A 9590-nucleotide genomic window follows, 5' to 3' on the forward strand; every position below is an offset into this window, starting at 1 on the left:
AGTATCGAATGAGAATCGTCTTTTTTTAATTTGATTTACCGTACTAGTTAGAAAAACGTGAGTTTTTCAGCAGCCTCCTAAAAGAGTCTCTTTTTTTTCCTTGTTTTCTTGGGGCAAGTCAGTTTAATAATAAAAGAATTTTTTATACCTTGGAAAATAGGTTGGATTTAGCCTTGTTAATTCAAGATGTTTTTTTTGATAGGCGATTTGTAATGGTATCTTCTTGTGGTGAAGTTTGCCGTATAAAAAAGGCCAGTATGAATGCAACTATGGTCAAACCTGTTGCTATCATGAATGCATCATCCACTCCCATTACGCTGCCTTGTTTAATGGCCGTCGCCATTTGTGATGTATTATCCGGTGATATGTTCCTTTGAGATAAGATTTCCTGAACATGTTTCGTTCCTTGGTTTGTCATGATGGACACAAAGAATGCCATGCCAACAGCACCTGCCACCATTCTCAATGTATTGACCATTGCTGTGCCGTATTTATTTAGGCTAAGTGCCAATTCATTTAATCCGGCTGTGAAGATAGGCATCATCAGTATCGACATTCCGAACATTCTAATGGTATATACCCACACCACATAAGAATAGGACGTATCTGTTTGAAGCCGCGTTAAAAGATAGGTTGTAATGATAGTGATGGCAAGTCCGCTCACCGCAAGCCATCTCGCACCAAATCGATCAAACAGCTTACCTGTGATAGGGGACATGATCCCCATTAAAATCCCGCCAGGCAATAGCATGAGACCGGATTCCATCGGAGTGAACCCACGGATATTCTGCATATAGATTGGCATGATGATCATTCCAGAGAACATACCCATGGTTGCGATGATGTTGATGATTGTCGTTAAAGTGAACATCCGATACCGAAAAATTCTAAATTCCAAAATAGGATGTGATACAGTAAATTGCCTCCAGACAAATAAAACTAAACTGATTCCTCCAACAAGGAACATCGTCAGTACTTCGGGACTGCCCCAGCCCTTAATACCGCCAGTAGCAAATCCATATAGAACCCCGCCGAATCCGATAGTGGATAGAATTACACCCAGTTTATCGAGTTTAGGCCGGCTGGTTTTCCCTACTTTTTTAATGATGAAAATGGCAAAGATGAAGTCAAGCAGGGCAAATGGGAAAATGATAAAAAACAGAACCCGCCAAGAATAGTTTTGGATAATCCATCCTGATAGCGTAGGTCCTACAGCCGGGGCAAAATTCATCGCGATACCAAATATGCCCATTGCGAAACCGCGTCTGTTAGGCGGAAATAAAGTGAAAATTACATTTGTGATCAACGGGAACAAAATCCCCGCACCCGCAGCTTGAACCACACGTCCGATCAATAAGACGGAGAAGCTGGGGGCAATTCCACATAAAAAAGTTCCTAAGGCGAAGAGTCCCATCGAAGCTAGATATAATTGTCTTGTATTAAATCGTTCCATTAAGAAAGCGGTAATCGGGATGACAATCCCATTGACCAATAAGAAGATAGTAGTAAGCCAATTCGCTGTTGCAGCTGATATGTCAAAATGAGTCATTAATTGAGGCAATGCGATATTAATTAAAGTCTGATTTAAGAAAGCGACTAGAGCACCAGCCAGCATCACCGCAAACATGGGACCTGTACGTACTTTAGTGATGGCTGTTTTGTCGTGATTCATTATTATGGCACGTCCTTTCCGCTAGGATAGTACAAATTGTACTGCCTGCTATTTTTAAAAGTTTAGAAACTAATTCGTCTCACGAAGTATTAGTGTAAACCCACCTATATTTTCCGGTAAAATACAGCATTTAAGGAGATTCACCTCAATTACGGCTTTTTTGAGGTGTTTATTCTTTATTAACCACTCACTTACAATATTTCAGGATACATTATCTCTTGGAAATCCCCCAGGTTAACATCCATTCTACAGGTATATCATATTTCAAACAATAATCACCAATATAATACTTACAATGTACCAGAGAAATTTGTGCACTAGGTATAATACTTTAACATTCTACCATTCGTATTCACTAAAAAATAGTTAATTAATGTTGAACAATAAAATCACGACTTTTCCGTATTTTGCGAATGATTATATTTTTAATATTCAAAATAATTATTGTAATCAATGTACTTGTTGATTATAATACAAAGCATAACAAATAAAAAGTTATTATGAGGGGGTGAAATAATTGAATATTGCAGGGATGAATATAACTTTTAGGCATTTCCCTTTTCATTATTTTTTGGATTGCATGGACAACCTTGGGATTAATAGCATTGAGTTATGGGCTGGGGAGCCGCATTTGTATGTTTATCGAAACATATTAGGAAATATAAGGAGTTTGAGAAGGGAAATTAAGTCTAGAAATATGAAAATCATTTGCTATACCCCCGAACAATGTATCTATCCTTATAACATTGCATCCTCGGATGCTCATTGGCGAAAAAAAGCATGGAATATTTTATGGAAAATCTTTATGCCGCGCTGGAGTTAGACACAAACATGATGCTTATCACTTCTGGAATAGGGGACTTTTCTGTCTCACAAGAGGAATCATGGAAATATGCAAGTGACTCAATCTTTCAATTAACCAAAGTAGCTGAGATGGAAGGTTTGATTCTTGTTTTAGAGCCATTGACAAAGTATGAATCCAATCTGGTAATCGACTCAAAAGGGCTAAAGAAAATGTTAGAGGAAATCCAATCTACTTCATTAAAAGGAATGATAGATACGGTTTCCATGCATCTGGCGGGTGAAACACCTGATGAGTACTATTCCTTCCTTCCCGAATTAGGCCATTTTCACCTAATGGACGGGGGTGGTCAATCAGATGCACATTTGGCACTGGATGATGGGGTTTTAAATTGGAGGGAATATTTAATAAGCCTTCAAAGCCATCGTTACAAAGGAAGTTGTACTTTAGAGATTATGGGATCAAATTATTATCAAAATCCAAGAGATGCAATCAAAAAATCAATTGAAAAAGTTAGGGAATTGGGAATTTAATCATCTAATTTGGAGGAACTCTTTATGAGTAATGGCACACTTACACGAAAACTGGGTTTTTGGTCTGCTCTGGCTATTGCTGTTGGAACTACAATAGGGTCGGGTATTTTTGTCTCATCCGGTGATGTTGCAAAGACTGCGGGTACTCCTTCCATTTCCATTCTAGCCTGGATAATAGGCGGGGTGATTGCCATTCCGCAAGTAATGGTGCTGGCGGAGTTATCGACAGCATACCCCCAAAATGGAAGCGGTTACGTTTATTTAAATAAAGCTGGGTGGAGGCCTCTGGCATTTTTATATGGATGGGCCACTTTCTGGGCGTTGGATCCTCCATCCATATCGATTATGGCCTTAGCCATCGTTTCTTATTTAGCAACCTTTTTCCCATTTTTCTCTGGGGTCGCCGAGAAATTATTGGGTATTGCGATCATCCTGCTCATCACATCGATTCATTATCGAAGTGTGAAGGAAGGAGGTCTTTTCCAAGTCATTATCACGGCTATCAAGATCATTCCTTTCCTGATTGTCATTGTCTTGGGAATTATGTACATGAATCCTGATAACTTTGCTTATACACCAGGACCTGGTGCCCAAAAGTCAAATTTAATAGGTGGTGTATCCGCAACCACATGGGCATATACGGGAATGGCTGCGATTTGTTTCATGGCTGGGGAGTTCAAAAATCCAGGGAAAATACTTCCACGAGCTCTTATTAGTTCGGTATTCATCGTGTTGGCTTTATATACGCTGTTAGCCGTTTGTGTCATCGGTTTGATGCCGTTTGATGAATTAATCAACTCCAATGCGGCTGTTTCTGAAGCTGTAAAATATATTCCGGGATTATCTGATATTGCATCATCATTCGTGGCCATTACGGCGATTATTGTTATCTTGGGTTCGCTGAGTTCTTGCATAATGTTTCAGCCCCGCCTTGAGTACGCAATGGCAAAGGACGGACTATTCTTTCAACGTTTTGCAAGAGTTCATCCTAAATATGAAACTCCAAGTTTCTCTATCATCGTTCAGGTTACGTATGCATGTATACTTGTGTGCTTCAGTAATTTAACAGTATTACTTGGCTATTTCACACTGATTCAATTGGTAATTAACATCATGGACTTTGCCGCTGTTTATAAATGCCGTAAAAGGGATGATTATAATCCAATCTATCGTATGCCATTGTGGAGGTTAACGACGGTTTTAGCTATTCTTGGAGCATCATGGCTGGCTTGGGGAACATTTACTTGGGCGCCTATTCAAGGAGTGATTGCAGCATTGATCGTTATCGCAACAGGTCTGCCGGTTTACTATTATTGGGAAAGGAAATATGGATCCAAGAGAAATAACGACAGTGATATCGTGGCTTAGCAGAATTTTAAGGGAAGTTAGGACTGCTTTTGACAAACACACTAAAATTTAAAATAAAACAATTGTACGAATTATTATGTTTAGATATAATACAAGACATAACAAATAAACAAAGGTAAGGGAGGAAGCTGTTAATGCTAAAGTTTGATGAGGAGTTATTTCTAAATCTTGTAGAAAAAGAGGGCCTTGCTTTTAGAGGCCAGATTGAAGAAATCGTAGATGGAATCACAAAAAGGGGCTACAGCAATATTTTCCTTATCGGTGCTGGTGGCACCATAGCCATGATGTATCCATATGAATACATTTTAAAATCAAATTCTACCATCGATGTCCATGCAGAAATTGCCGCTGAGTTCATGGTGATGAATCATAAGCATTTCAGCAAAGATTCAGTCTGCATTTTTACATCTGTATCCGGGACTACTCAAGAAACAGTTGCAGCGGCTGAATATTGTAAAGAAAAAGGCGCCACTACAATCGCTTTAGTTGCAGAGCCAAATACTCCGTTAACACAAATTGCGGATTACTGTATAACGACTGGTTCTGAAACGCACTCTTTTGATACTTTCTTTATGCTTTTGTACATGGTCGTCTTCCGTTTCATGCATAACAACAATGAATTCCCGCAATATGAACAATTCACGAAGGAGGTTTCTCTACTTCCGCGTGCAATTCTAGATGCCGTTAAATCTTTTGACAAAAAAGCAGAGGAATTCGCCATTACACATAAAGACACGGATTACCACATGATGGTCGGTTCTGGTAACCTATGGGGAAACACTTATTCATATGCCATGTGCATTTTAGAGGAAATGCAATGGATCCAGGCGAAATCCATCCACGCTGCAGAGTTTTTCCATGGTACGCTTGAACTTGTTGTTGAAGATACAAGTGTTATTTTACTAAAAGGGGAAGATGAAACTAGACCGCTGATGGACCGTGTAGAGAGATTTGTAGAAAAAATCTCAAAAAATATAACGGTTATTGATACCAAAAGCTTTGAAATGGAAGGCATCAGCGAAGAATTCAGAAAACACTTTTCAGTTAGCATCAACTGGTCAGTATTAAGTCGAATCAGCGTATACCTTGAGCGTGAAAGAAATCATCCATTAACACTTAGAAGATACTATCGCCAAATGGAATATTAAGATAAGTGGAGCACTACTTAGTAGTGCTCTTAAGTTTAAAGAAAGCGGGGGAAAATGATGAGAACGGTTACAGTCGGAGATAACTGTATGGATGTTTATCAAAAGAGCGGGGAGGTCTATCCTGGCGGTAATCCTTTAAATGTGGCTGTCTATTTAAGAGGGTTAGGTGCTGAATCTGCTTATATCGGCTGGGTGGGCTCCGATCAATACAGTGAAAAAATGGTTAAAGCGATACAGGAAAAAGGTGTTGATATTTCTCATCTTTCGCGGAAAGAAGGAAAAACAGCTGTTACCTTTGTTGAAATGGTAGGAAATGACCGCAGGTTTGGAGAATACGATGAAGGTGTCATGAAACATTTCCGCTTAACGACGGAAGAACTCCATTACATTCAAACATACCAGCTCATACATTCAGGGATTTGGGGACATGCGGATAAGTACTATTCCTTATTTAAAGAAAATGGAATGCTCACGTCTTTTGATTTCTCAGATCAGCTAGATCACGATCTAGTGAAGACTTTACCGCAGTTTGTTGATTATCCTTTTTTCTCTTATATGAAGGATGATGCTTTTATCCGCCAATTTTTAAAAGATGTAAAAAATCAAGGATCTAAAATTGCGGTCGCCACTTTAGGAGAAAATGGTTCACTTGCCTATGACGGCATTCAATTTTATCAATGCGGTGCCCTTGAAGCGAATGTGGTAGATACAATGGGTGCGGGGGATTCCTTCATTTCCGGTTTTATTTATGGATTATTGAAAGGCCAATCTATCGAAAATTGCTTAGAATTGGGTACAGAGTCTGCTGCGAAAACCATTAGCTATTTCGGTGCGTGGTGACTGGGACTGTAAATCATGTATAATAGGTAGTAAATAATAAATTTTGACGGATAAGGATGAATCTAATATGAATTTAAATCCTTCAACCCCCCAGCCACTATATATGCAAATAAGGCAAATGTTGAAGAATGATATTCAGAACGGTAAATACAAACCAGATGAACAAATCCCAACCGAAGCAGAGCTTTGTGAAACTTATAACGTTAGCCGCATCACCATTCGAAAAGCAATCGAGGAATTGGTGAAGGAAGGAACACTTACACGTATTCCGCGCAGGGGTACCTTTGTTGCATCTAATAAGTTTCATAATGAGTTGTTATCCATAAGTGGATTCTCAGAGTTTAGTCATCAGCTTGGGAAGATACCGAATTCCCGGATTTTAAGAAGTGAGGTCATAGCCGCACCAAAAGATGTTTCAGGTCATCTCCTCATTGAAGAAGGAAGCCCCGTTCTCGAACTAGAGCGACTCATGTATGTAGATGAGCGTCCGCTTTTCTACGATACCGCTCATTATTCGTTACTTCGTTTTCCGGATTTGGAAAAGAAGATTGCAAGGGATGAATCAACTTATAAAATCCTATTGGAAGATTACCATACCGAAATAGTCAGTAACGATAAAATTATAGACGTGATTGGTGCTACAAAAATCCATGCTAAATATTTAGAATGCGATATTGGCGCAAATTTATTTAGAATAGTGAAGATTGCTTTCGATGCAAACGACCAGCCTGTGCACCTCTCAACGTTCATGTGTGAAACCAACAAGGTCAATCTGACTGTTCATCGGGCAAAATAGGTCATGCCATTAATTTGGCATGACCTATTTAAACATCTAGTTTTGATTTTCCTCCTCCAAACTTTCTTCTTTGATCATCGCATTTAAAATATCCTTACAATTAAAACACAAGATTTTCTTGTTATCTAACAGAATACCGTTCAGAAAACCAGCCGTACAATATACATCATGTGCACAGCGAACACAAGAGCCAACTAGTTCATCCATCGATACATCCCCCTATTCAGGAAATGGTATATAGTTTGGTGTTCTATTTTGAATAAAGGTAAAGGCCAAAATCTTGCATAACGGAAGTGTGCCCCATTTGTCGCAACATGGTAGCTATATTACCACGATGATATGATCCGTGAGTGACAACATGAAATACCGATTCGGAAATGGAAGTTTCAAGCAACCCAGCATATGGATTATCCACGACAATTACCTTTTCCATATCCTCCACACTTTCCAGAAGGGCTTTGTTTCTTTCGGATAAGTCTATAAATGTTTTTTTCATTTCCTCAATACTTTTCTTTTCCACCACTTCTCTTAATAGATTAGAAGACTTCATTGCTTCATCCATACTATTACCTGAGATAATGTCAAACCAAGTGTAATCTGTAAGATAAATGTGAGACAACACTTTAGATACCGAAGAAAAACCACTCTGAATATCCTTATGATAAATGTGCTGTGGAAGTTCAGTTAAACGATCAATGATAACTACATTTGCCCACACGTGGTAGTTGTACATATTTAATTCTTGTTCGGGGTGGTTCATATAAAAAACCTCCATTTTGGGTCGTATTGAACAATTTATGCCCTAAATGACAAAAAAATTCAGTTGAATTCAAGAAAGTATATTTATTAATATTTTTATATATAAATAACAACACTTCCCTTTTGACAGGTAGGAGGAGTATGAAGTTATTGCATACTTCCTCCACTGCTTTATCCATGCACCTTTCATTGCAAATTTACTAATGTTAAAACAAAATGCGAATCTTTCTGATTATAGATATTGGCGCATCCATATAAGGATGCTATTTCTTGCAGGAAATTAGCTCCCTATATCGAACTGATAGTAAAGGAGATGGTAATATGAATCTGAGAATTAAATATAGGCTTTATATCCATGTTGACGGAAAACTTATTCCAGAGAAGTATGATCGATATGAGATACTAAACGTCAGAGAAGGTATAGATCCTAATGATACTAAGGATTACCAAGAGCTTATTAAAAAATTGGGAAAGTCAATTAATCGGCCTGTAAATGAATTTGAAATTAAAAATTATGAGTCCATGTAAGGGCATCCTCTCGAGGATGCTTTTTATTTTGGAGAATGAGAGGTGAATCCGGTAATTTTGAACTTTCACCGTTAATTAAACAAGAAAACGCCATTGATTTAGAGGGGATACCTTTTATTGCAGATTAGCATTTAGTTTTTTATTAGATAATTCATCTATTGATTTTGCGGTTGTATCAAAGGAGGGTGTTCTGCCATGTCATTTAATACTTTTTCACGTTCTATTTTTGCTTCTAGAATGGCCCTCCCTTAATTGAGAGTGGCCAAATCGTTAATTATTTATATGTCTTCTTGAACTTTCGTTTCCGTTACTCCAAGAAGACATGCGACCATTATTATTAAATGGTTCCGTGTGTTGAATTAAAGTATGAAATTATAATGTTTCATCCTGCCTTGAATTTTTTTGTAAAAGGTCACGAATTTCCTTTAAATATTGCTCGGTTGCCGGTACCACTACAATTACCTCTTCCTCGTCCGTTTGCTTTTTTCTAATAAGAGAATTCGCTATCTTCATAAACATGAAAATCGCAAACGAAATAATCAAGAAATCAATCACAGCTTGAACAAATGCACCGTATTGAACATCCACGCCATTAACTGGAAGGGCTAAAGAAGAAACATTGACCCCTCCTAGTAAAATTCCAACTAGAGGTGTGATAATATTTTCGACTAGCGATGAAACGATTTTCCCAAATGCAGCACCTATCACTACAGCTATAGCAAGATCGAGAACGTTTCCTTTAGTTATAAACTCCCTGAATTCCTTTATCATCGTAACTACACCTTTCTTTTTTTATAGATAAAAGCATACCAGAAACATGGAGAAAATTGAATAGAGTTAGTGGCCTCTATTATTTCCAAAGATAGGAATAAGCATCCGTTTAATCTTTTGAAATCCATTAATAAGTAGAATGAAAGCAGTCAATCAAAGGGGGTAGCTTTCACAAAACATTAAAAAGTCGTTATAAAGCACGTCTTATTGCGGGGGTGGATTTAACGTTCCTAGAACCAAGCCTTATTAAAGCTTTACAAATAGTACTTAAAAAGCAATTCAATAGTTATGGAAGGTGGTATGTCAACACTAAATCAAACAACTTTTTTAAGGGCTAAGTTTCGATAAGCCACCGGACTTAAGTAGCCAAGTG

9 protein-coding genes and 1 pseudogene are annotated in these 9590 nt (G+C 38.0%); 6 read left to right on the forward strand and 4 right to left on the reverse strand.

The features are described 5' to 3' along the window. Positions 1-181 precede the first annotated feature (181 nt). On the reverse strand, positions 182-1672 hold the full coding sequence (locus ACFX4X_RS24470) for a DHA2 family efflux MFS transporter permease subunit (protein WP_377387310.1): 1491 nt from the start codon (positions 1670-1672) through the stop codon (positions 182-184). A 517-nt stretch (positions 1673-2189) separates the two neighbouring features. On the opposite strand from ACFX4X_RS24470, the pseudogene ACFX4X_RS24475 reads away from it, so the two are divergent. The 5 genes and pseudogenes from ACFX4X_RS24475 to ACFX4X_RS24495 all read left to right on the forward strand — a co-directional run bounded on the left by ACFX4X_RS24475 (position 2190) and on the right by ACFX4X_RS24495 (position 7159). Beyond that, positions 2190-3007: pseudogene (locus tag ACFX4X_RS24475) on the forward strand (TIM barrel protein). 24 nt (positions 3008-3031) lie between these two features. Continuing rightward, positions 3032-4375: an amino acid permease gene (locus ACFX4X_RS24480; RefSeq protein WP_377387313.1), complete on the forward strand. Its 1344-nt coding sequence runs from the start codon at positions 3032-3034 to the stop codon at positions 4373-4375. A gap of 134 nt (positions 4376-4509) precedes the next feature. Continuing rightward, positions 4510-5523 carry an SIS domain-containing protein gene (locus ACFX4X_RS24485; RefSeq protein ID WP_057276224.1) on the forward strand — a complete coding sequence of 338 codons (1014 nt, stop codon included), beginning with the start codon at positions 4510-4512 and terminating at the stop codon, positions 5521-5523. A gap of 57 nt (positions 5524-5580) precedes the next feature. Then, positions 5581-6363, forward strand: coding sequence for a fructoselysine 6-kinase (gene frlD / locus ACFX4X_RS24490; protein WP_377387316.1), 783 nt, complete (start codon positions 5581-5583; stop codon positions 6361-6363). Positions 6364-6430: 67 nt separating this feature from the next. Beyond that, complete coding sequence (locus ACFX4X_RS24495) at positions 6431-7159, forward strand: GntR family transcriptional regulator (RefSeq protein WP_283930373.1); 729 nt, start codon at positions 6431-6433, stop codon at positions 7157-7159. Positions 7160-7195: 36 nt separating this feature from the next. On the opposite strand, the gene ACFX4X_RS24500 is transcribed toward ACFX4X_RS24495, so the two are convergent. Then, positions 7196-7366: a hypothetical protein gene (locus tag ACFX4X_RS24500; RefSeq protein ID WP_284471135.1), complete on the reverse strand. Its 171-nt coding sequence runs from the start codon at positions 7364-7366 to the stop codon at positions 7196-7198. Positions 7367-7409: 43 nt separating this feature from the next. Then, on the reverse strand, positions 7410-7919 hold the full coding sequence (locus ACFX4X_RS24505; protein WP_377387319.1) for a DinB family protein: 510 nt from the start codon (positions 7917-7919) through the stop codon (positions 7410-7412). Between the two features lie 320 nt (positions 7920-8239). On the opposite strand from ACFX4X_RS24505, the gene ACFX4X_RS24510 reads away from it, so the two are divergent. Further along, the gene (locus ACFX4X_RS24510; protein WP_061462595.1) at positions 8240-8446 is read left to right on the forward strand and encodes a hypothetical protein; all 207 of its coding nucleotides are present in this window, start codon (positions 8240-8242) and stop codon (positions 8444-8446) included. A 372-nt stretch (positions 8447-8818) separates the two neighbouring features. Here ACFX4X_RS24510 and mscL read toward each other — a convergent pair whose 3' ends face one another. Beyond that, positions 8819-9217 carry a large conductance mechanosensitive channel protein MscL gene (mscL, locus tag ACFX4X_RS24515; protein ID WP_377387322.1) on the reverse strand — a complete coding sequence of 133 codons (399 nt, stop codon included), beginning with the start codon at positions 9215-9217 and terminating at the stop codon, positions 8819-8821. Between the last annotated feature and the right edge of the window lie 373 nt (positions 9218-9590).

The organism is Peribacillus sp. YIM B13481 (genome assembly GCF_042787985.1).
Taxonomy (GTDB): Bacteria; Bacillota; Bacilli; order Bacillales; family DSM-1321; genus Peribacillus; species Peribacillus simplex_A.